Raw genomic sequence first — 22018 nt, 5'->3', positions numbered from 1 at the left:
CCCGGACGGAGTCGTCGGGTGTCAACCGGCTCAGCCCACTCGCTGCAGGGTCCGTTCGCGGCGTTCGGCCACCCGCGAACCTGACTCCCGGCGGGTCATCCGGCGTAGGACCGGCGGCGCGACGATCAGGCCGGCCATCGCCCAGGCGCCCAGGACCGCGGCGGTTTGCAGATGCCGCCACGAACCGTCCAGCTCGACCGCGGCGGCGCTGTCGGGCAGGAACGCCGAGCGCATGCCCAAGCCGAGCCAGTAGATCGGGAACGTCTGGCCGATCCCCTGCAGCCAGCCCGGCAGGGCGCCGATCGGGTAGAAGACGCCGGACACCGCGATCAACCCCAGGATCGGCAGGGAGAGCATGCCCGCGCCGCGTGAGCTGCTGATCAGCGCGCCCAGCATCGCACCGACCGACTGGGTGGCGATCAGGCCGAGGGCCAGGACCCAGGCCAGGGTGAGCGGGTGGAAGGTGGTGACCAGCGGTGCGCCGCCGGCCAGCAGGACGGCCAGGTAGGCCAGCACCGTCGCCGACACGGTGGTGAGTTTGCCGATCAGGTAGCCGCGCAAGCCGTGCGGCGTTGCCCTCGCGCGTAGCAGGGTGCCGTCCTCGCGATCGGCGGTCAGCTGCTGGGTGATCAGCAGCATGCCGAGGGCGACGAACATGCCCAGCACCCCGGGCAGGACCAGCTCGCCGAGCGGCAGCGCCGTGCCGTCGACGGGCCGGTCGCGGAGGAGGAAGATGGCCACGAGGGTGGCGGCCGGCCAGAACAGGTTCGCGATCAGTTCGCCGCCGGTGAACGACTGGCGTAACTCGATCAGGCCCTGCACCGCGCCCTGACGAAAGATCATGATTCGGCTTCCCGTACGAGGGTGAGGTAGGCGTCCTCGAGCGATGTCCGGTGGACTTCCAGGTCGGTGACCGCGTGGCCGTGCCGCTGGAACAGGTCGAAGACGAACTCGGTGGACCGCGGGGTCGACCGGGTGAAACGACGGCCGTCCACGGTCCAGCCGACCTCGTCCTGGCCGGCGATCCGCTGGGTGAGCTCGGCGGCGGTGCCGTCGGCCACGACCCGGCCGCCGTTCAGGATGAGGATGCGGTCGGCGAGACGGGCGGCCTCGTCGAGGTCGTGCGTGGTGAGCAGGACCGTGGTGTGCTGCTCGGCGGCCAGCCGCTGGACCAGGTCGTGGAACTCGCGGCGGGCCTGCGGGTCGAGGCCGGCCGTGGGCTCGTCGAGGAAGAGCAGCTCGGGCCGGCCGACGAGGCCGACGGCGATGTCGAGCCGGCGTCGCTGTCCGCCGGACAGGCGCCGGATCTGCTGGCCGGCCTGGTCGGTGAGCCCGGCCGCGGCGAGCAACTCGTCCGGGTCCATCGGCTTCGGGTAGTAGCCGCCGAGGTAGGCCAGGAACTCCCGGACCCGCCATTTGCCGTGGTCGCGCCACGATTGCAGGACGACGCCCAGCCGGGCCCGCCATCGTTCGTCACCGTGTGCGGGGTCGGTGCCGAGCACCGACACCCGGCCGGCCGAGCGACTGCGGAAGCCCTCCAGGATCTCGATCGTCGTGGTCTTGCCCGCGCCGTTCGGGCCGAGCAGCGCGAGCACCTCGCCGCGAGCCGCCCGGAGGGTGACGTCGTGCAGCACATCCTTCGTGCCATAGCGCATGCGCAGCCCGGTGACGTCGAGCGCGAGGTCAGCCATGGACCCGGGCGATCAACGCGACGCGATCGAAACCGGCCAGGGCGAGGGCCCGCGGCACGATGCCGACCTCGGCCGCCAGGATCCCGAGGAGAAGATGCGCGGGCTGGGGGTCGCGGCCGGCCGCGGCCACGAACGTACGCTCCAAAGCAAGCCGCACCGACGCACCCGGCTGGAGCCGCCGGTCCTTGGCCGGGGTGGCGGGCGGGAGGTCGAACGCCGCCGCCGAAACACCCACCGTGGCCAGGCTGTGCGCGAACTCCCGATCCAGCGCCGCCCGGATCGCCGCCTGGTCGAGGCCGGCCGCATCGAGCGCCGGTGACCCGGCGGCGGCAATCGCGAGCAGCAGGTGCTCGGCCTCCACCGTTGCCGCGCCCTGCCGCCGGGCCTCCTCGGTGGCCGACTCCAGAACGTCCTTGAGGTACCTGTCGAATCCGGACACGGTCATCGCCTCCGTAATTCCACGCCGGCGGCTTCGAGCCGCTTGAGGTGTTTCTTGTGGACGGCCTGACGCGTCACGCCGAGCGCCTCGGCCACCTTCGGCCAGCCCCAGCCGGCCCGCATCGCCTGCTCGACCGCGGCATCCTCCAACTGGTCGGCCAGCCGCCGCAACGCCGCCACCGCCGCCAGCGCATCCGCAGGATCATCAGACATGCAAGCAACCCTAGTTGACTAAATCCGGGTTAGTCAACCAGGGTTGCTTAAGGCTGCGTGCCTACCTACGCCAGGCGGACAACCGCGCCGCGGCGCGTTCCCCCAGGTGTACGGCGTCGGCGCGATCGGCCGAGCCGGACTCCCAGCCGGTGTCGCTGACGAACGCCACCGCGTCGCCGACCCGGACCACGGCGTAGTAGAGGTGGAACAGCTCGCCGCCGACCGGCTCGCCCGCGTCGTCGGTGGCCGGGCTGGTCCGCTCGATCAGGAACGACTCGTCCCCGACCCCGAGCGATCCCCGTACGTAACTCTTGACGTCCCCGTCGGTGGCGCAGTCCTGGACCGCCGCGCGCAGGTCGTCCATGAACGACTCGGCCGCGCTGCCCTGGAAGACCAGGATGTCCTGGTAGACCGCCGCCTTCGGGGTGCTGTCGGGCGGATCGCCGGGCCCGGTGAAGTAGAGGACCTGGGTGGCCCGGATGCCGGCCTTGGCGCCTTGGTCGTAGGAGTTGCCGCAGAAGTCCGGCAGTGGCTGATCGCCGGCCCCGAGGCGCTGCGGGCCGTCCTTGATCTTGCCCGGCACATCGCTGGCCTGCAGAAACGCCTTCGCCGGAAGGGACGACGGGATGCTGCGGGGCGCCGGCGACGACGGCGATGAGGACGGGGACGTGGTGCCCGGGTCGGCCGAGGGTGGCGACGGCGGCAGTGACGGCGGCAGCGAGACCGGCGGCATCGAGACGGCCGGGACCGGGGCCGGTGGGCCGGCCAGCACCAGCCGGGAACCGACGAGCACGCCGGCGACCAGGACCGCCGCGGTGAGGGTGCCGGCCACGGCGGTGACGGCGCGGCGGCGGTCGCTGCGGCGGCGCACGGTGGCGGCGGGTTCGAGCCGGCCACGACCGGCGTCGTCGGACAGCGCGGCGAACGCGCGCTTCAACTCATTCGACATCGGAGACCTCCAGCTGCGTCGATCCGAGGATGGCGGCGAGTTCGAGGCGGCCGCGGTGCAGCCACGAGGTCACCGTGCCGACCGGCGACCCGGTCTCGGCGGCCACGTCGTGCACCGGCATGTCGAGCAGATAGTGCAGCACCACGGCCTGCCGCAGGTGCGCGGGCAGCCGGCGCAGGGCGCCGGTGAGCAGGACGGTGGTTTCGCTGGGTGGTTCGGCCGGCGGCGGTGGTCCGGTGCGCGCGAGGGCCGCACGCCATCCGCTGAGCCGCCGCCACCGGTCGGTGGCGAGCCGGTTGACGGTCAGCCGCACCCACGCCTCCGGTGCCGGATGGCCGGCCATCGTGCGCCAGTGCCGCCACGCCCGGGTGTACGCCTCCTGCACCACATCCTGGGCGTCCCCGAGATCCCCGGTCATCGCATACCCGTAGCGCAACATTCGAGACGATGTGTCCCGATAGAAATCATCGAATGCGCCGGCATCCCGCATCCCCGCCCCCGCTCCCCTGTGAACTCGTCCTGCCCAGGAAACGGCCGGCGCGGCAGCCATGCTGCAAGGTTCGGCGACTATTTTCCGGACGGATCGGGGCTGTGGGATTGTCCCCGCGCAAAGACGCTCCCACAGCCCTGAACCGCCCCGGAAAGCGCAGCCGGTTGATCCGGTCAGCTCAGCCGCGCAATCCGCCAGCGCAGCCGCATTCCCGGCCCGGCCCGCCACCCGATCCGGCGCCGGGCAATCCGCCAGTGCAGCTGGGCAATCCGGTCAACGCAGCTGGGCGATCCGGCGGCGGCGCGCCGGGAGCATCGCGATCAGGCCCAGGCCCGGCAGCAGCAGCGCGCCCCCGATCATCAGCATGGTGGCCCACTCCAGGCCGGGCCCGGTGGCCGGCAGCGCGGCCGAACCGGCGGTGGTCGTCGAGGTCGTTCCGCCGCCGCCCGCGGTCGCCGAGGTCGACTTCGTCGCGGTCGCGGTCGCGGTGGCGGTGGCGGTCTTGGTCGACGTCTTGGTCGGTGCGGTGGTGGTCGTGCCACCGCTGCTGAAGGTGATGGCCACCTGCGCCTTGTTCGCCTCGACCACCTCGGGGGTGGCGGTGGACGGCAGGATCTGGGCGGCGATCACGCAACCGCTGGTGCCGCAGGTGTGGCCGCTGAACGTGGTCGCCAGCTTCAGGGTCAGCGTCGGCGTCTTGCCGCCGGCGTCGGCGTTGACGAACGCCGCACCGCCGGACAGGTTGCAGTCGGTCGGCCCGGCCGGGTCCTTGATGCACTGGCCGAGCGCGATCGACTGCAGGCCGGCGGTGAAGCCGGTGCCGTACACGGTGATCTGCTGGCCGTTGGTGAGCCCGCTGGTCTTGGAGACGTGCAGGGTGGGCGCGGCGAACGCCGGTGAGCTGTCCACCAGCACCACGGTGGTGGCCAGGGCGAGGCCGGCGGCGGCCGAGGCGGCCAGCCGGCGGGTGACGGATGTACGAGCCATCGGATCCTCCATGGGGTCAACCGGCCGGCATTCCGGACCGGGCCACGGCAGCCTCATCGGTGCCGAGGTAGGACAGAACGACTGCGGGGTGGGCGCGCACCTCGTCCGGGGTGCCGTCGGCGATCACCCGGCCGGCGTCCATCGCGATGAGCCGGTCGGCGACGCGGGACAGCAACGGCAGATCGTGCTCGATCACCAGCACGGTGGTGCCGAGCTCGGCCCGAACCCGCAGCAGCAGATCGCCGAGCGCGGCCCCGTCGGCCTGGGTGAGGCCGGAGGAGGGTTCGTCGAGCAGCATCAGCCGCGGTTCGAGGGTGAGCAGGCAGCAGAGCTCGACGATCCGCCGGGTGCCGGTGGACAGTTCCCCCACCGCCCGTTCGGCGTGCTCGTCGAGGCCCATCGTGCGCAGCGCCCGGTCGGCCCGGGCGGCTTTGCCGGCTTCGGCGGCGGCATGCCCGAGCACGTCGGCGGCGATCCGGGCCGGCGACCCGGCTTCGGCCGCAACCATCACGGCTTCCCGCACGGTCATGGCCGGAAAGAGCCGGGCATCCTGAAACGACCGAACAAGCCCATGCCGAGCCCGCCGTTCGGGCGCCCACCGGGTGACCGCCCGCCCGCGGTAGTAGACGGCCCCACCATGAGCCGAGGTAAACCCGGCCAGAATCTCGAAGAGCGTGGTCTTCCCGGCCCCGTTCGGCCCGATGATCCCGACGATCTCCCCTTCGGCAACAGCAAACGTGGCCTCGTCAACAGCCCGAACCCCACCAAACGCCCGCCGAACCCCCACGACCTGCAACAGCGGCCGCCCATCCCGATCAAGCACAAGAGGCCGAGCCGGTAGCTGCCCACTCCCCCACCCGCGCGCCCGCCCGCCCCCGGAATCCCCAAACCCCGAGCCGGTCAAGGCAGGCGAATCCCCATCCGCTTCCTCCTTGAGTACGGACGTCGCGCCGCCGTCCCCGACGCCACCGCCGTCGGCGCCGGGGCCGGGGCCGGGGTCGGGGCCGGGGTCGAAAGTGCTCGCCGTGCCCAGGCTGCTCGCAGCGGTCGCCGCCGCGGTGATGCCGCCGTCGGCCGCAACGCCGGCTGAGGCGCGGCCGTTGCCCGCCATGAAAGCGGCGAAGGCCGCCTCAGCGTCGAGGGCTTCCGTGTCGGGGGCTTCGGCGAGAGCCGCGGTGGGAGGCTGGGTGGATGGTGGCCCCGGTGGGCTGGCGGGCTCGCCGGGGCCACCTCTTCCGGCCCGCGGCAGGTGCAGGGGGATTCGCTGCCGCAGGGTGGCCAGCAGGCCGCCCAAGCCGTCGGGAAGTAGCAGGACCACCAGCAGCCACCCCAAGGTCAGGGCGGCCTGGCCGGGGATGCCGAGCGGGACCAGGGCGGGCAGGCCGACGATCACGGCGGAGCCGAGCAGGGCGCCGCTGTTGCGGGCCATGCCGCCGACCACCGCGATGGCGACCGCGTCGATGCTGGCCGAGGCCGGGAAGCTGTTGACGCTCAGTTGTGACTGGCTGAAACCGATCACCACGCCGCCGAGGCCGGCCAGGGCGCCGCAGACCGCGTACGCCTGGAGCTTGCGCATCGGGGCGGCGATCGTGAGGGCCCTGCCCGCCTCCTCGTTGTCGCGGAGGGCCAGCAGCAGCCGGCCGAAGCCGCCGTTGCGCAGGCGGCTCGTCACCCACCAGCCGATCGCCAGGAGCATCAGCGCGAACAGGTAGTAGTCGGCGGCGACGCTGACCACGTAGCCGTGCCAGACCGGATAGGGCGTGTCGAGGCCGTCGCCGAGCAGCCACGGCTGGCGGAGCAGCCAGCCGCTGGTGGCCAGGGCGAAGGCCAGGGTGGTGACGCCGAGAGCCACCCCGCGCAGGCGCAGGGCGGGTAGGCCGACCAGGGCCGCGGAGACCGCGCCGGCCGCGCAGCCGGCGACGACGCCGAGGAACATGTTGCCGGTCGACGACGCGACCCGCACCGACACGGCGGCGGCGATGCCGGCGAAGGCGAACTGGCCCAGCGACAACTCGCCGGCGACCCCGGTGACGAGGATGACCGAGAGGCCGACCAGGGCGAAGCCGCAGACCTCGGTGAGGACGGAGGCGGTCGCGTTGCTCACGACGTACGCAAGCGTGATGCCGACGGTGACCAATAATCCCAGGCCGATGCGGGCCCACGGGTCCGCAACCCCGGCCGATGGCCGCCGCCAGGCCGGTGTTTCCTCGCCGCGGCGGCCGGCCTGGCGCTGGCGGAGCAGGGCGATGAGGATGGCCGCGCCGAGGACGACGTCGACGAAGCCGGCGGTCTGTCGGGACAGCAGGATCTGTTCGAGGACGCCGACGCCCAGCGACACCGCGAACGCTATCGGCAGCGACGCCATCCGGGCGATGACCGCGCCGGCCAGGCCGCGCAGCAGCAACTCGGGGCCGAGCGAGTCGATCGACTGCACGCCCTGGGTAGGGGTGAGGAGGATGGCCGAGAAGGCGGCGACCGCACCGGCGATGCCCCAGGTCAGGCTGGCCATCCGGGGGGCGGCGACACCGTTGACGGAGGCCGCGTCGGGATGGTCGGCGGCGGCCCGGATGCCGATGCCGAACCGGGTGCGGCGCAGGAAAAGGGCGAGGGCGATCAGGAGTACGGGGGTGAGCACCAGCATGCCGGTCAGCGAGGAACCGACCGTCGTGGTGCCGATGTGGAAGGACGGCAGGCCGGGCGGTTTCGGGTAGGCGGTGCCGGAGAAGCTGGACCGGTCGACGATCAGCGCCAGCACCAGGATGAACTGCGACAACCCGAGGGTGGCGATCATGCCGATGACGCGCGGGCGCCGGTAGAGGCGGCGAACGACGGTGGCTTCGGTGAGCGCGCCGAGGCCGCCGGCGACCGCGATGGCGAGGGGGAACGCCACCCAGTAGGTGAGGCCGCCGGCGAACCGGGCAAGGACGGCCGCGCCGAAGACGCCGATGGCGCCATGCGCGAAGTTGACGAACCGGCTGGACCGGTAGACCAGCACCAGGCCGATGGCGAGCAGGCCGTAGGTGAGGCCGGTGAACAGGCCGACGGCGATGCGGTCGAGGCCGAAGTCGTAGCCCATCATGCGGCGTGCCCGCCCAGCACGAGACGCCTCGCCAGGTCGGGGGCGGCCCGCAGTTCGTCGGGGGTGTGCTCGGCGATGATCGTGCCGTGTTCCATGAAGAGCAGCCGGTCGGCGATCGACATGGCGACGTTCACCGACTGCTCGATGACCAGGGTGGCCACCCCGACCGCGGCGAGTCGGCGGACCAACTCGAGCAGGCCGCCCACGACGACCGGGGCGAGGCCGAGCGAGAACTCGTCGATGACCAGCAGCGACGGCCTCTGGATCAAGGTCTTGGCGAGGACGAGCATCTGCCGTTCCCCGCCGGAGAGGGTCGAGGCCGGCTGGTCGGCCCGGGCCGCGAGCCGGGGGAAGACGGCGAGGGCGCCGTCGACCGCGGTGTGCGCCTTCTCCTCGTCCCGGCCGTTCGGGTAGGCGTGCATGCGCAGGTTGTCGCGCACCGACAGGGTGCCGAAGGCCTGCTGCCCGATGACGGTGGACATGCCGAGCCGGGGCCGCCGGGCCGCCGGCACCGCGGTGATGTCGTTGCCGTGCAACGTGATCCGGCCGGTCGACGGCCGGGTCAGGCCGGCGATCATCCGGACCAGGGTGGATTTGCCGACGCCGTTCGGGCCGCACAGCGCGACCGTCTCGCCGGGCCCGACGGTGAGGTCGATGCCGAAGAGGACCTGGATGGTGCCGTAGCCGCCGGACAGGCCGGCCACCTCGAGAACCGGCTCACTCGCCAAGGGGGGTCACCTCGCCGGAGTAGGTGAAGCAGGAGCAGGCGTCGCTGAACTTCAGGACCCGGTAGCCGCTGGCGGCGGCGTTCCCGCCGGCCTGCAGGGAGCCGCCGAATCCGGTGGCCGTGGCGAACGACGTGCCGAGGGCCTGGGCGGCCCGGCCCCAGGCGTCGGCGGTCAGGTCGGGAAGGTCCTTGGCCGCGGTCTGCAGCAGCAGCGCCGCGTCGCAGTAGGTGAAGGCGACCCGGGCGTTCTCCCGCGCCTTGAAGGTGATGCCGGCCGCGGAGTAGATGCCGAGGCAGTTTTTCTCGGCGGCGGTGGACGGGAAGGGGAGCTGGCTGTCCGGCACGTCGTAGCCGGGGGCGAAACCGACCCCGACCATGCCCTTGAGCGCGGCCGGCGGGATGGTGTCCGGGTTGGCCACCATGAAGCTGGGGCTGTCGAAGGTGGAGATGCCGTAGCGGGCGGTGAAGTTCTGGGCGACCGCCGAGGTCATGAAGAACGGCGCGATCCGGGCGCCGCCGAAGAAGAACACCCGGTCGATCTTCTTGCCGCGGAAGTTGACGGCGGCCTGGCTGAGCCCGGTGTTGAGGGTGCCGAGGTCGGTGGTGTCGATCCAGTTGACCGTGCCGGTCACGCCGGCCGCCGCCAGCGCGGGCGTCACGCTCTTCGCGTAGACCGCCCGGTTGGCGGGGGTGTCGGCGGCGACCACCCCGGCCTGCTTACGGCCTTCGAAAAACCCCTCCCGCTTGAGTACGGCCAGAAAAGACGTCGCGAACGCGTCGTACTCGGGGAAGGACGCCGTCCACAGGTAGGGCGAGAGCGCCGCGAACGTGGAGCGGTCGTCGGCGATCAGGGTGGCGTCCAGCATCAGGGTCTTGCGCTGGGCGTAACAGGGGCGCGCGTTGGACTGCAGCTGCCCGGTCAGGATCACCGCGAACGCCTTGTCGTCCTGGGTGATCTTGCTGCACAGCGTGGTCTCGGCGGACGGCGAGTCGGCGCTCGCCTCGTACTCCTCGTAGACGGCGTCCAGCCTGCGCCCGGCGATGCCACCGTTCGCGTTGATGTATTTCGCCAGCGCCGTCACCTGCGCCGCCGGGCTGCCCACGTCGGGATTCTTGAAGCCGGTCAGCGACGCGGTCTTGGTCAGGTCGGTGCCGATGAAGACGACCTTCACCGCGCCGCCTGCGACGCCCTGGTTGACCGCCGACGAGGCGCCGGGCATCAGCGCACCGCAACTGGTGTAGGCGAGCACGCACGCCACCAGCACGGCGCCGGCCCGGGCCAGCAGCGGCCAGTCGGCCTTGGTGGTCATGGGTGTTTCCCTTCCAGAAGCGTGTCCTGCAGCGTCGGGCCGGGCGGATAACGGCGGGCCAGCACGTGCCCGAGGGCGTCGAGGTCGAGCACCGAGTCACCACCGCGGGGCGCGCCGGTGCCGGTGCCGATCAGCGTGCGCAGGCCGTCGGTGCTCAGCGAGCCACCGGCGTGCCGGCGCAGCCGCCCGGCCATCGGCGCGTCGTCGAAGACCAGGAACGCGCCCAGCCCGCCGAGCCGCACCACCGCCGGGAGCACCGCTTCGGCCGCGCTGAGCTCGTTGAACTTCCGCCGCCTGCGCAGCCGGCGCAGCACACCCCAGAGGATCAGGGCCAGCCCGGCGGCATTGAGAGCAAACAGGCCCCAGGGGTACGCCTCGTGGTGCGCGCGGGCGACGGCGAGGCCACCGATGTCGACGGTCACGGCGTAGCGGCCGAAGGCGAACAGCGGGATGTCGACCGGGACGGTGAAGGTGCGGCTCTGCCCGGGCCCGAGGTCGGTGACCGGGGCCTGGTAGTAGATGTCGTCGGTGCCGTCGCCGGCCATCCGGGCGCTGAGCGTGCCGTTGGTGAGCGTCGCGGCCGACGGGTTGCGCACCGTGTAGGTCAGCCTCAGGTGGTCGGGCGCGCCGAACCAGGCCGTCCACGAACCACCGCCGAGCCGGCCGTCCTGGAACTCCAGGGTGCGCGGCGCGGCGGTTGCCTTCGGCAGTGCGCCGACCGCGTGCCCGGTGATGGTCAGCGGCAGGTTGACCGACGAGTCGTCGATGCCCTGCACCAGCCCGATGTGCACGACGCACGGGCAGGCCTTGGGCGGCTCGCCGATCTGCAGGTCGACCAGGAACGTGCCGTCGGGGCGCACCGGGGTGGCCAGGGCGGCCCGGTTGTCGCAGGCCACCGAGCCGGTGAGGCCGCCCTCGCCGCAGGTGACCAACTGCACGAGCTGCCCGCCGGGCCAGCTGGAACCGGTCACCCGGACGGTGTCGCCGACCTTGCCCTCGTCCACCGAGAGCTTCGCGGTCAGACTGCCGGCCTGGGCCGCGGGGGCGGTCGTGACCAGCACGATCAGCACCGTGACGGCCAGGAAGGCGGGCCTCTTCATCCGGCCACCAGGCCCCGCGCCCGCAGCGTGCGGCTGCGCTTCCGGCGAGTCAGGACCCACCAGGCGGCCACGCCGAGCGCGACCGGGATCAGCAGGGCGGTCCAGGAGAGGACGAACGTGCGGTCGGTGCGCTTGGCGTAGACGCCGCCGTCGGCGCGGACGGTGACCGACGCGGAGACGATGTCGATCGGCCAGACGCCGCTGGCTTTCATCGCGAAGTTACCCTCGGCGCCGGGCACGAAGTCGCCGGTCGGCCGGCTGCCGGCCAGCTCGACGTGGTGGCCGAACAGGCCGGTGGCCTTGACCGTGGTGGCCGGCACCAGGTGCACGTTGCCGACGTTGGCGATCCGGTAGTCGAGGGCTCCGCGCGCCCCGGTGGGCAGCAGCGGAGCATCAAGGTCGAGCTTCACCGACGGCACCGCGAGGCCGGGCACGACGGTGCCGGGCACCCGAAGGTAGACCCGGGCGGCGACGGCCCGCTGGATCTGCACGGTGGCGCCCTCGGCCTCGCCGGTCACGCCGGCCTCGGCCTCCATGGCGACGATGCCGCCGACGTGGTCGCCGGGCGTCGCGTTCTTCGGCACCGTGATGGTGAACGGGATGTCGGCCTGGGTCTCGGCGGGCACGGTCACCCGGGTGGCCGCCACCTTCACCCAGGTGCCGAGGTCGTTCTGGGTCTCGTCGCGGGTGCGCAGCGCGAAGCCGCCGTCGCGGGTGGTGTTGTAGGCGTCGGCGCCGTAGACGTAGAACGACTTGGGGCTCTTGCCGAGGTTGGCGACCCGCACCGACTCCTTGACGGTCTGCCCGGCGCCGGCGTCGAGGAAGAAGTAGACCCGCGGGGTGGGGCCGGGGTTCTTGGCCGGGGTGGGGGTGACCGCCCATTCGCCGTTCCCGGCGGCCGTGGCCGGCGCGGCGGGCAGCGCGAACGTCGCGACGACACACCACGCGGCGAGTGCGCGTAACCGCATCGGCCTGTCCTTCCTGTCCGAGTTGGTGGGGACGGGCGGGCCCGCCCCCACCGTCAAAAGGGGCTCAGCTCAACGTGACGGTGAGCGTTGCCGAATACGCGCCTGCCAGCTGGTTTGCCGGCACCGCGAGGGACAGCCCGGCCGACGCGTCGAACGAACCGCCGGTGCCGGTGGTCGCGGTCGGCGCCGAGCAGAGCGTGGCGCCGTCCACCGCACCCGCGGCCCCGGCCACCGCGGTAACCGCGTTGGTCGTCACCCCGGTGTGCTCGGTGCAGGACGGGGTCCAGGTCAGGGCGGCCTTTCCGATGGAGCCGGACGGGACACCGGTGAAGTCGGTGACCGTGCCGGTGAGGCTCCAGCCGAACGTGCTGCCCCGGTTGTCGGTCACGTTGATCGCGGGCAGGGTGCCGGTCGCCGACTGCGGCGAGCCGTTGAGGGTGACACCGCTGAACGTGATGGTGCTGCTGCCGGTGCCGCGAGACATCGAGAGCGAGCCGCCGGTGACCGTTTCGGACAGTTGATAGGTGGTCTTGCACCCGGTCGTGCCGGCCACGCAGGAATCGGCCGAAGCGGCCCAGGTGGCCAGGGCGAACGAAATGCCGACGGCGGCACCGATGTAGACGGTGGCCGGGTCGCTGACCGTGAACGCCGCGGTGAAACCGCCCGTTGCCGAGGCGGTGGCGGTGACCGCCGGGTCCGAGGTGGCCGGCGGCTGCCCGCCGGTGGACGCCTTGTAGCCGCCGATCGTGACGACGCTTCCGGGATCCCAGTTGGTGCCGGTGACCGTGATGGCCGTGCCGGCGCCGCCACCGGTGGGGGTGATGGTGATGGCCCGGGTGCCGAGGATCGTGATGGGTACGGTCACGGTGTTGGTGCCGTCGGTGATCGAGACCGTGCGGCTGCCCGCGGTGGCCCCGGCCGGAACGGCGAGCGTGCCGGTGCCGGCGCCGGTGGCACCGGTCGTGCCGGTCCCGCTGCCCTGTGCCGTACCGCCACCGGTGCTGTCCTTCAGCGACGCCGTGAGCGTCGCGTTGGCGGCCAGACCGGTGACCGAGTAGTTGATGGTGTTGCCGGCCCGGGCGTAACCCGTGACCGTCTGGCCGGTGACCGACGTGATCGAGGCGCCGCCGTCGAAGACCGCGAAGCTCTGCACGATCGGGGTGTCGACCGGGGACAGCTTCTGGTCGCGGTCGCCCTCGGCCGAGCAATAGGTCGCGGCCGAGACGTTGGCGAAGTTGACCTGGCTGACGGTCAGCGTGCCGGCGCCCGCCGCCCCGGCCACGAAGGTGCCGGTGGCGGTGAACCCGCCGAGGGCGACCGCCGGGTCCTTGGCGACGGCCGGGTAGGCCGCCTGGTTGAGCGTCACGGTCCCGGACTGGTTGCCCGCGATCTTGACGGTGATCTTGACAGGGACGTCACCCGGGTTGAGCGGGGCCGGGCCGTTGGTGGGGCCGATGGCGGCGGTCAGCGACACGGTCACCGTCTGCCCGGGCGTCGGCGAGGCCGGCGTCTGGGTCAGGGTGAACGTGTCGGCCCACGTCGTGGGCGAGGTGCCGGTGCCGGCGTTGCCGAAATACAACCGGCAACCGAGGGAGACATTGGTCGGCCCGTAGGCGGCGGCCGGGCCGGCTCCCGCGGCGACGGCGACGAGCGCCGTGGCCGCGGAGAGGCCGGCGGCGGCCAGCGCCGTCAGGGCCTTGCGAGCGGTGTGTTTCATGTGGTGCCGCGTCCCCTCTGTCAGGTGGGTGCACCGGCCGCCGAGGCTCCGGCGGAAGGTGCGACTAGCGCGCGGTACGCATCCGGGTCTCCCCTCCCGTTTCCATCAGGGAAACAGCGTTTTCCATCTGCGTGGTCCCAATAAAGTCCTTCCCACCAGGGAATGTCAAGACTCCGGACGGCCGCATCTCGCCCTGCGATACACCGTTTCCACAACCGGAGCCGATTCGCGTCAGCTCGGAAACAGGTCGGACACAGTGCCGCCCTCGCCGAGCCGGAAGGCCACCTTGGACAGCGCGGCGACCTCCTCGGCCGGGAGCGCCCGGGCGGCGTTGGCGGCGAACTTCGCGGCCACCTCGTCGGCGGAGAGCGGGTTCTCCGGGCCGCCGCGCGAACCGGCCACGCGGTGTTCCACGGTTTCGCCGCTGCGCAGGCGAATCCGCAGGACGGCGGCGAACGCCCGCGGGAACGCCGCGGTCGCGGCCGGGTCGGCCACCACCCGCACCCTGGCGGCCAGCTCGAGCCGGGCCGGATCGAGCGCGGCGAAGTCGTCCAGGCCCACGCCGAGACCGCCGCCGCCGGTCAGCGCGATGGCCACGGTGTACGGCCCGGAGAACTTCGCGTGGTAGCCGCTGCGCGGATGCGCCTTCTCCGCCGCCGGCTCGGCGATCGTGCGCAGCACCGGCTCGGCCACCCCGAGCTCGATGCTGTCCACGTCGGATATTCGGACGCCCCGGGCGCGCAGCGCGAGCGCGCAGTCGATCCCGGGGTGGGTGAAGTGGTTGGCGGGATATGGCTTGTAGACCGTACGCAGCAGCTCCCACCGCTCCCCCAGCCCGTCGGTGACGGCCGCGGCGTCGAGCGTGCCGGTGTGCGCCGCGAAGAACCCGAAGCGCCCCTCCAGCACGGTCGGCGGCCCGGTCAGCCCTTCGGCGGCCAGGGTGGCCGCGACCACCCCGGCGTGCGCGGCCCAGCCGCAGTGCGCCCGCTTGATCGAGCCGCCGGTGCGGTTGGCCTCGAGCACCCCGGCGCCCATCGAGGCGGCGATCCCGATGGCGTCGGCGATCCGGTCGGCGGACAGCCCGTAGAGCCGGGCGCAGGCCACCGCCGCGCCGATCGTCCCGCAGATCGAGGTGGCGTGCTGGCCGCGCTCGAAGTAGAGGTTGACCCCCTCGGCGACGCCGCCCATGCCGAGCCGGTTGGTCACCTCGATGCCGGCCGCGATGGCCGCGACCACGTCGCCGGGCGCACCGGCCTCGGCCACGGCCAGGGCGGCCGGGACCACCGAGGCGCTCGGATGCAGCACCGAGGGCAGGTGGGTGTCGTCGTAGTCGAGAGAGTGCGCGAGCACGCCGTTGACCAGGGCGGCGCTCGGCGCGGGCAGCCGCACGCCCCAGCCGAGCACGGTCGACTCGGGCACGCCGCCCCAGCGGCGCATGGTCCGGAAGGCGGCCGGTGCGGCGTCGGCGCCGGGCTCGGCGTACGCCGCGAGCGCGTTGCCGAGCACGTCGAGGATGCGCCGGGGCACGTCGTCGCGGACCGCGCGCGGCGGGTCGACCCCGGCCGCGAACTCGCCGAGGGACGCCGCGAGGGTCATGGCACGACCGCCAGCGGCCGGACCGGCGAGCCGGTGGCGCCGACCAGTTTGAGCGGGGCCAGGACGAACTGGAACTCCTTGACCCCGGCGTCGGCCAGCTCGGCGAGCAGCATGGTCTCGACGATGTTGATCCCGGCCTCGACGAGCAGGATCCGGTGCACCGGAAGCGACCGGTGGCCGGCGCCGGGCGGGATCACCTCGTACGCGATGGTCTCCCCGCCGGTCACCGCGACCCGTTTCTCGACGAGCCATTGCGCTGCCTCCTCGCCCACGCCGGGCACCCCGGACCGCGCGCCGAGGAAGGCCGCGCCGTCGGCGAACAGGCGCGACCAGCCGGTGCCGACCAGCACCGCGTCGCCGGGGTTGATCCCGAGGTCGCCGGCGGCCGCGTCGAGATCGGCGGCCGTCACCGCGTAGCCCGGCGGCAGCACCGGGACGCCGTGCACCGCGGCCACGTCGAGGAACACACCCCGGCCGGCGAACGGCGGGAACTCGTCGATGCCGAGCCGGGCGAACCCGGCGTCGGACTGCACGTCGGCCGCCACCACCCCGCCGTGCAGCAGACCGTCCTGCGACACGTGCGCGAGCGCGTCCACGTGCGTGCCCACGTGGACGCCGGTGACCAGGATGTCGTTGGCCGCCGAGCCGCCGCCCGGGCGCACCTGGTCGCCGTGCCGGCGGACGAGGGCGTGCTGGTAGGCCGGATGGTTCGGCGACTGCGGCATGCCCCGGCGCATCGGCTGCGCGAGATCGAAAACTTTCACTCAGATGGCTCCTTCGGCCCGCAGTGCGGCCCGCGCGTCCTCGTCGTAGCCGAGAGCGGCGAGCACCTCGTCGGTGTCGGCGCCGAGGGCCCGGCCGGTCCAGTCGATCCGGCCGGGGGTGCTCGACATCCGGTAGAGCGGGCCGGGCATGCGCACCGGCCCGAGCGTCGGGTCGCCGGCCGTGGTCACCGCGTCGCGCGCGATGAACTGCGGGTCGGTGAACACGTCGGCGATGTCGTAGATCGGCGCGACCGCGGCCTGCGCGTCGTCGAACGCCTTGCGGACGGTCGCCAGATCGCGCCCGGCGATCCAGGAGCCGACCGCCTCGTCGAGCTCGTCGGCGTGCGCGGCCCGGCCCACCCCGGTCGCGAACCACGGTTCGTCGATCAGTGACGGCCGGCCGACCAGGCGCATCACCCGCTCGGCGATGGCCTGCGCGCTGGTCGAGACGGCCACCCACCGACCGTCGGCGGTCCGGTAGGTGTTGCGGGGGGCGTTGTTGACCGACCGGTTGCCGGTGCGCTGCTGCACGATGCCGAGCTGGTCGTAGACCATCGCCTGCATGCCGAGCACGGTCAGCATCGGCTCGACGATGGCCAGGTCGATCACCTGCCCGCCGCCGCCGTGCACGTCGCGGTGGTAGAGCGCGGTCATCACGGCCTGCGCGCAGGTGAGCGCCGCGATGCCGTCGGCCAGCCCGAACGGCGGCAGGGTCGGCGGCCCGTCGGGCGCGCCGGTGATGGCCGCGAAGCCGCTCATCGCCTCGGCCAGGGTGCCGAAGCCCGGCCGGGACGAGTAGGGCCCGAACTGCCCGTACGTGGTGACCCGCGCGATGACCAGGCCGGGGTTCTCCGCATGGAGCACCTCGGGAGAGAGACCCCAGCGCTCCAGGGTGCCGGGCCGGAAGTTTTCGATCAGCACGTCGGCCGAGGCCAGCAGCCGGCGGAACACCGGGGCGGCCCTCTTCAGGTCGAGCGTCACGGTCCGCTTGTTGCGGCCCAGCATCGTCCACCACAGCGGCACGCCGTCCTTGGCCGGGCCGTGGCCGCGGGCCGGGTCGCCCTTGCCCGGGTGCTCGACCTTGATCACCTCGGCGCCGTAGTCACCGAGCACGGTGGCGGCGAGCGGTCCGGCGAAGAGGGTGGCGGCGTCGATGACCCGCACGCCGTCGAGAGCACTGGGCATGGCGACACAGTAACCGGCCTGTTCCGTTGACGGAAACCCCGTTACATTGTGCGAAACACTCGGGAGGTCCGGCATGAGCCGATACGAACTGCTCGTCCGCGGCGGCACCCTGGTGCTGCCCTACCTGGGCACGATCCGGGCAGACCTGGCGACCCGCGACGGAAAGGTCGCCGCGATCGCCGACGACATCCCGGCGGCCGACGCCGACGAGGTCATCGACGCGACCGGCAAGCTGGTCTTCCCGGGCGCCGTGGACGCCCACTACCACCTGGGGATCTATCGCCCGCTCGAGGTCGACGCGGCCGAGGAGACCCGGTCGTCCCTGGTCGGCGGGGCCACCACCGTCCTCTCCTACTTCCGCACCGGCCAGCACTACCTGAACAAGACCGGCCCCTACGGCGAGATCCTGCCCGAGGTGCTGGCCGCGGTGGCCGGCCGGGCGTGGACCGACTACGGCTTCCACCTCGCGCCGATGGACACCGCGCAGGTAAAGGAGATCCCGGCGCTGGTCGACGGTCAAGGGATCAGCAGCTTCAAGTACTACATGTTCTACAAGGGTTTCAACCTTTCGGCCGACTCGCGCGACGCCAAGTCCTTCACGATGAGCGACGAGTACGACCTGGGCCACCTCTACCAGCTGATGGAGGGTGTCGCGGCGGCCAACGCCGCCACCGACCGCCGGGTCTCGCTCTCCCTGCACTGCGAGCAGGCCGAGCTGATGCGGCTGTTCATCGACCGGGTCCGCGCGGCCGGCGACCCGCAGACGCTGAAGGCCTACTCGGATGCGCGTCCGCCGCTGACCGAGCGGGTGGCGATCGGCGAGGCCACCACCCTGGCCCGGGCCACCGGTTGCCCGGTCAACCTGCTGCACCTCTCCTCCGGCGAGGCGCTCGCCGCCGCCAAGGAGGCCCGGGCCGCGATGCCGGGCACCGACATGCGCTTCGAGGTGACCCTGCACCACCTCTGCCTCACCCACGAAGAACTCGACGCCCAGGCCGGGCTGAGTGGCAAAGGCCTGGGCGGCAAGGTCAACCCGCCGATCCGCTCGGCCGCCGACAACGAGGCACTCTGGGCCGGCGTGCTCGACGGCTCGGTCGGCTGGGTCGCCTCCGACCACGCCTGCTGCCTGGAGGAGAACAAGGGCGACGAGCTGTGGCCGGCGCTGCCCGGCTTCGGCGGCACCGCCCTGCTCTACCCGATCCTGATCAGCGAGGGCATGCACAAGCGCGGCCTGTCCCCCGCGCGCGTCGCCGAGCTGGTGTCCGGCAACCCGGCCCGCGCCTACGGCCTCGACGGGCGCAAGGGCAACCTGCTGGTCGGCTACGACGCCGACCTCACCGTCGTCGACCCCGACCTGGAGCAGGAGGTCACCGCCGAGCTGCTGCTGTCGGGGCAGGATCACTGCCCGTTCGAGGGCCACAAGGTGCGCGGCTGGCCGATCGCCACGGTGTTGCGCGGCCAGGTCGCGTACGCACAGGGGAGCGTGACCGGGACGCCGCGCGGGAGTTTCGTCGCCCGTTAGAGCGAAGGCAGTCGGTTAACCGACTGTGATCGAGGGTTCACCAGGGCCATCCTGACCAGCGTCTTCACTCGACGTGGGAGGTGGCGGGTGGCCACTCCGGAGACCTGGCAGGACCGTGTGCTGGTCGCCATCAGGCGGCTGGCGGACGGCATCGAACGAACCGGCGAACGGGTCGCCACCGAGGTGGCCCTCCGCTTCGCCGACCACTTCACGCACACCGACCGCGGCTACCTCGGCCTGGCCCGGGTGCCGCAATGGCAGCAGCAGGTCACCGAGGCGATCACCGCCCTGCGCGCCGCCGGCCTGGTCGACCGGAACGCCTTCGCGGTCACCGCGGCCGGCCGGGCCGCGGCCGACCAGGCCGAGGAACGGCTGCGAACACCCCCGCCGGCCGAGCCCTACAAGGCCGAGAAGCGGGACCTGGCGGTGGTGGCCGGGGTCATTTCGGCGCCGCTACGCGATCCGGGCACCTGGCAGCGCGCCGGGATCAAGCTCGGCGAGAACGACCCGGTCCCGGTGATGGTGGAGATCAACCTTCAGTTCGCCACCGGGGTGGCCGACGCCTTCGACCGGCTCGCCGCGCTGTGGAAGGCCGTCACCGCCGGCCAGGGCCCCGCGCCGATCCGGGTCGCCGAGCGTTACCTCGCCGGTGAGCTCACCATGGCCCGGATCAAACAGCTCGTCGCCGCCGACGCGGTGCCGATCGCCTGGCCGCGGCGCAGCATCTACCACGTGTGGCCGGATTTCCCGGTGCGCCCGCACGTCGACACGTCCTGCGTGACCATCAAGGCCGACGCGGCCCGGCGCGCGTTCGAGGCGCACGGCCAGGGCATCGTCTGGGCGGTCATCGACACCGGCATCGCCCCGCACCCGCACTTCGACCACTACGAGACGCTCACCCACGACTCGGTCAAGGGCCTGCACCGGTTCTTCCCGATCGCCGACAAGCCCACCCGCCGGGGCGCCTTCGACGACACGTCCGGGCACGGCACCCACGTCGCCGGGATCATCGCGGGCGCGATCGAACCGTGGCGGACCGGCGCCAAGGGCCGCGAGGTGTACGCCACCGAGAGCCGCTACAACGTGGCGAACCCCACCTCGCCGCTGCGGGTCCCGCGCACCATCGACGACTGCACCCAGCTGGCCGGGATGGCGCCCCGGGCCCGGCTGGTCAGCCTCAAGGCGGTCGGTCCCGGCGGCACCATCGACGACCGGGTGCACCGGGTCATCCAGGCGCTCGCCTACGTCCGCGAGGTCAACGGCGACAGCGTCGACAGCATGCGGATCCACGGGGTCAACCTCAGCGTCGGCTACGAGTTCGACCCGGAGTGGTTCGCCTGCGGCCGCAGCCCGCTGTGCCAGGAGATCGACCGGGTGGTGCGCTCGGGCGTGGTGGTCGTGGTGGCGGCCGGCAACTCCGGCTACGGCAGCCTCAACGTGGCGATGGAGGCGCCCGGCAAGTTCGGCTTCGGGATGACCGTCAACGACCCGGGCAACGCCGAGCTGGCCATCACCGTCGGTTCCACCCACCGCAGCGCACCCCACCTGTACGGGGTGTCGTACTTCTCCTCCAAGGGCCCGACCGGGGACGGCCGCGGCAAACCCGACCTGGTGGCACCGGGTGAACGGATCACCTCGTGCGCGGCCGGCGTCAACCTCGACGCGGTGGTCGGCGGTGGCCGGCCCGCCCCGCGGAACCGGGCCGTCTACGTGGAGGACACCGGCACCAGCATGGCCGCGCCGCACGTCTCCGGGGCCGCCGCGGCCCTGCTGTCGGTGCGGCGCGAATTCATCGGAGAGCCCGAGCGGGTCAAGCGGATCCTCGTCGATTCCGCCACCGACCTGGGCCGCCGCCCCGAGTTCCAGGGCGCCGGCCTGCTCGACCTGATGCGGGCCCTGCAATCCATCTGACCGGGCAATCCATCTGAAAGATCGGAGCTCGACATGACCGACTCGATCGCCGGCTTACCGTTCTGGGATCTCGTCTTCGACGCCGACGGCGACCCGGACACCCGGACCACCGACGCCCTGCTCGCCGAGACCGGCAACCTCACCGACCTGTACGTCTTCACGCACGGCTGGAACAACGAACGCGGCACCGCCCGCCGGCTGTACGACGCGTTCTTCGGCCTGCTCGCCCGGCAGCTGGCCGCCGACCCGGGCGGCCGGACGGTCGGGCTGGCCGGCGTCTACTGGCCGTCCAAGCGCTGGTCGGACGAGCCCATCCCGGACTTCACCCCGGCCGCCGCGGCGGGCGGCGGCGGGGTCGCGGCGGCCACCCCGCGCCACCAGGCACCGGTGGTGGCCGACGCCACCCTCGACGAGCAGACCCTGGCCGACCTGCTCGAGCTCTTCCCGGCCGCGAAGGTCCCGCTCGAACGGATGGCGGCGCTGCTGCGGGGCACGGCCACCCAGCCGGCCCTCGACGACTTCCACGCCGCGCTCAAGGAGTTCGCGCGGCTGGCCGGCACGGCCGAGAACGACGGCGAGGCGCCTCAGCCGGCCGGCGGTCCGCGGATGCTCAGCGACGAGAGCGCCGACGACCTGTTCGGCCGCTACCGGAGCGCCCTGGTCGACAGCGGCGTCCAGCTCGGCGGAGGCGGCGGCGGTCAGGCCGGGCTCGGCGACCGGCTGGGCGGCCTGCTCAACGGGGCCAAGGAGGCGCTGCGCGGCGCCACCTACTGGGAGATGAAGAACCGGGCCGGCGTGGTCGGCCGCAACGGGCTCGGCAAGCTCCTGGTCCGGCTGCCGGCCGGCCTGCGCGTGCACCTGATCGGGCACAGCTTCGGCGCGCGCCTGGTCTCATACGCGATCGGGGCTCCGCAGGTGAAGTCGGTGACCCTGCTGCAGGGCGCGTTCTCGCACTTCGCCTTCTGCAAGCCGCTGCCGTTCGACGCCGGCCGCAACGGCGCACTCGGCGACCAGCACCGGCGGGTCGACGGCCCGGTGACCGTCTGCTTCTCCAGCCACGACAACGCGGTCGGCCGCTTCTACCCCCTCGCGTCGCTGGCCGCCCGGGACGACACCTCCGGGGCGCGCGGCGCGCTGTGGCGCTGGGGCGGGATGGGCGCCGACGGCGCACAGAACACCGACGCCGTGCTGGACGGCATCAAGCCGGCCGGCCCGGGCACCACCTACCGCTTCGCGAAGAACCGCGTCCTCAACATCGACTGCAGCGAGATCGTCCGCCGCGGCGGCGACCCGAGCGGCGCGCACAGCGACATCGTGCACCCCGAGGTGACCTGGATCGTCCTCGCCGCGAGCCGGATGGTCTGACGATGG

Annotated in this window: 19 protein-coding genes; 3 read left to right on the top strand and 16 right to left on the bottom strand. The window is 72.7% G+C overall.

From position 1 onward, the window contains the following. Positions 1-30: 30 nt before the first annotated feature. The 16 genes from Adu01nite_RS10070 to Adu01nite_RS09995 form a co-directional block, all read right to left on the bottom strand. The gene (locus Adu01nite_RS10070; RefSeq protein ID WP_203726311.1) at positions 31-843 is read right to left on the bottom strand and encodes an ABC transporter permease; all 813 of its coding nucleotides are present in this window, start codon (positions 841-843) and stop codon (positions 31-33) included. Continuing rightward, positions 840-1691: an ABC transporter ATP-binding protein gene (locus Adu01nite_RS10065; protein ID WP_203726310.1), complete on the bottom strand. Its 852-nt coding sequence runs from the start codon at positions 1689-1691 to the stop codon at positions 840-842. Before Adu01nite_RS10065 ends, Adu01nite_RS10070 begins: the two co-directional genes overlap by 4 nt. Beyond that, complete coding sequence (locus tag Adu01nite_RS10060; protein ID WP_203726309.1) at positions 1684-2136, bottom strand: Clp protease N-terminal domain-containing protein; 453 nt, start codon at positions 2134-2136, stop codon at positions 1684-1686. Before Adu01nite_RS10060 ends, Adu01nite_RS10065 begins: the two co-directional genes overlap by 8 nt. After that, positions 2133-2342: a hypothetical protein gene (locus Adu01nite_RS10055; protein ID WP_203726308.1), complete on the bottom strand. Its 210-nt coding sequence runs from the start codon at positions 2340-2342 to the stop codon at positions 2133-2135. The genes Adu01nite_RS10060 and Adu01nite_RS10055 overlap by 4 nt, the downstream gene beginning before the upstream one ends. A gap of 61 nt (positions 2343-2403) precedes the next feature. Then, positions 2404-3291, bottom strand: coding sequence for a hypothetical protein (locus Adu01nite_RS10050; protein WP_203726307.1), 888 nt, complete (start codon positions 3289-3291; stop codon positions 2404-2406). Beyond that, positions 3281-3781 (bottom strand): RNA polymerase sigma factor, encoded by a 501-nt coding sequence (locus Adu01nite_RS10045; protein WP_203726306.1) that lies wholly within the window; start codon positions 3779-3781, stop codon positions 3281-3283. The genes Adu01nite_RS10050 and Adu01nite_RS10045 overlap by 11 nt, the downstream gene beginning before the upstream one ends. A gap of 273 nt (positions 3782-4054) precedes the next feature. Then, positions 4055-4768, bottom strand: a complete 714-nt coding sequence (locus tag Adu01nite_RS10040; RefSeq protein ID WP_203726305.1) for a neocarzinostatin apoprotein domain-containing protein — start codon at positions 4766-4768, stop codon at positions 4055-4057. A gap of 16 nt (positions 4769-4784) precedes the next feature. Beyond that, complete coding sequence (locus Adu01nite_RS10035; protein WP_203726304.1) at positions 4785-7847, bottom strand: branched-chain amino acid ABC transporter permease/ATP-binding protein; 3063 nt, start codon at positions 7845-7847, stop codon at positions 4785-4787. After that, the gene (locus Adu01nite_RS10030) at positions 7844-8575 is read right to left on the bottom strand and encodes an ABC transporter ATP-binding protein (protein ID WP_203726303.1); all 732 of its coding nucleotides are present in this window, start codon (positions 8573-8575) and stop codon (positions 7844-7846) included. The genes Adu01nite_RS10035 and Adu01nite_RS10030 overlap by 4 nt, the downstream gene beginning before the upstream one ends. Beyond that, positions 8565-9884, bottom strand: a complete 1320-nt coding sequence (locus Adu01nite_RS10025) for an ABC transporter substrate-binding protein (RefSeq protein ID WP_203726302.1) — start codon at positions 9882-9884, stop codon at positions 8565-8567. The genes Adu01nite_RS10030 and Adu01nite_RS10025 overlap by 11 nt, the downstream gene beginning before the upstream one ends. Then, positions 9881-10984, bottom strand: coding sequence for a hypothetical protein (locus Adu01nite_RS10020; RefSeq protein WP_203726301.1), 1104 nt, complete (start codon positions 10982-10984; stop codon positions 9881-9883). The genes Adu01nite_RS10025 and Adu01nite_RS10020 overlap by 4 nt, the downstream gene beginning before the upstream one ends. Further along, positions 10981-11952, bottom strand: a complete 972-nt coding sequence (locus Adu01nite_RS10015) for a WxL protein peptidoglycan domain-containing protein (protein ID WP_203726300.1) — start codon at positions 11950-11952, stop codon at positions 10981-10983. The genes Adu01nite_RS10020 and Adu01nite_RS10015 overlap by 4 nt, the downstream gene beginning before the upstream one ends. Positions 11953-12016: 64 nt before the next feature. Beyond that, positions 12017-13669, bottom strand: a complete 1653-nt coding sequence (locus Adu01nite_RS10010) for a WxL domain-containing protein (RefSeq protein WP_203726299.1) — start codon at positions 13667-13669, stop codon at positions 12017-12019. Between the two features lie 231 nt (positions 13670-13900). Next, positions 13901-15265: an MmgE/PrpD family protein gene (locus Adu01nite_RS10005; protein WP_203726298.1), complete on the bottom strand. Its 1365-nt coding sequence runs from the start codon at positions 15263-15265 to the stop codon at positions 13901-13903. Beyond that, positions 15262-16029, bottom strand: coding sequence for a cyclase family protein (locus Adu01nite_RS10000; protein ID WP_203726297.1), 768 nt, complete (start codon positions 16027-16029; stop codon positions 15262-15264). The genes Adu01nite_RS10005 and Adu01nite_RS10000 overlap by 4 nt, the downstream gene beginning before the upstream one ends. Next, a complete protein-coding gene (locus Adu01nite_RS09995; RefSeq protein WP_203726296.1) occupies positions 16030-17214 on the bottom strand; it encodes a CaiB/BaiF CoA transferase family protein in 1185 nt (394 codons plus the stop codon). A gap of 73 nt (positions 17215-17287) precedes the next feature. On the opposite strand from Adu01nite_RS09995, the gene Adu01nite_RS09990 reads away from it, so the two are divergent. From Adu01nite_RS09990 to Adu01nite_RS09980, 3 genes are all read left to right on the top strand, one after another. Next, positions 17288-18736 carry a dihydroorotase gene (locus Adu01nite_RS09990; protein ID WP_203726295.1) on the top strand — a complete coding sequence of 483 codons (1449 nt, stop codon included), beginning with the start codon at positions 17288-17290 and terminating at the stop codon, positions 18734-18736. A gap of 87 nt (positions 18737-18823) precedes the next feature. After that, positions 18824-20647: a S8 family peptidase gene (locus Adu01nite_RS09985; RefSeq protein WP_203726294.1), complete on the top strand. Its 1824-nt coding sequence runs from the start codon at positions 18824-18826 to the stop codon at positions 20645-20647. 33 nt (positions 20648-20680) lie between these two features. Further along, the gene (locus tag Adu01nite_RS09980; RefSeq protein ID WP_203726293.1) at positions 20681-22012 is read left to right on the top strand and encodes a hypothetical protein; all 1332 of its coding nucleotides are present in this window, start codon (positions 20681-20683) and stop codon (positions 22010-22012) included. Positions 22013-22018: the final 6 nt, after the last annotated feature.

The sequence above is a fragment of the Paractinoplanes durhamensis genome (genome assembly GCF_016862175.1).
GTDB classification, from domain to species: domain Bacteria; phylum Actinomycetota; class Actinomycetes; order Mycobacteriales; family Micromonosporaceae; genus Actinoplanes; species Actinoplanes durhamensis.
This window is presented reverse-complemented; position numbering and strand designations above follow the sequence as displayed.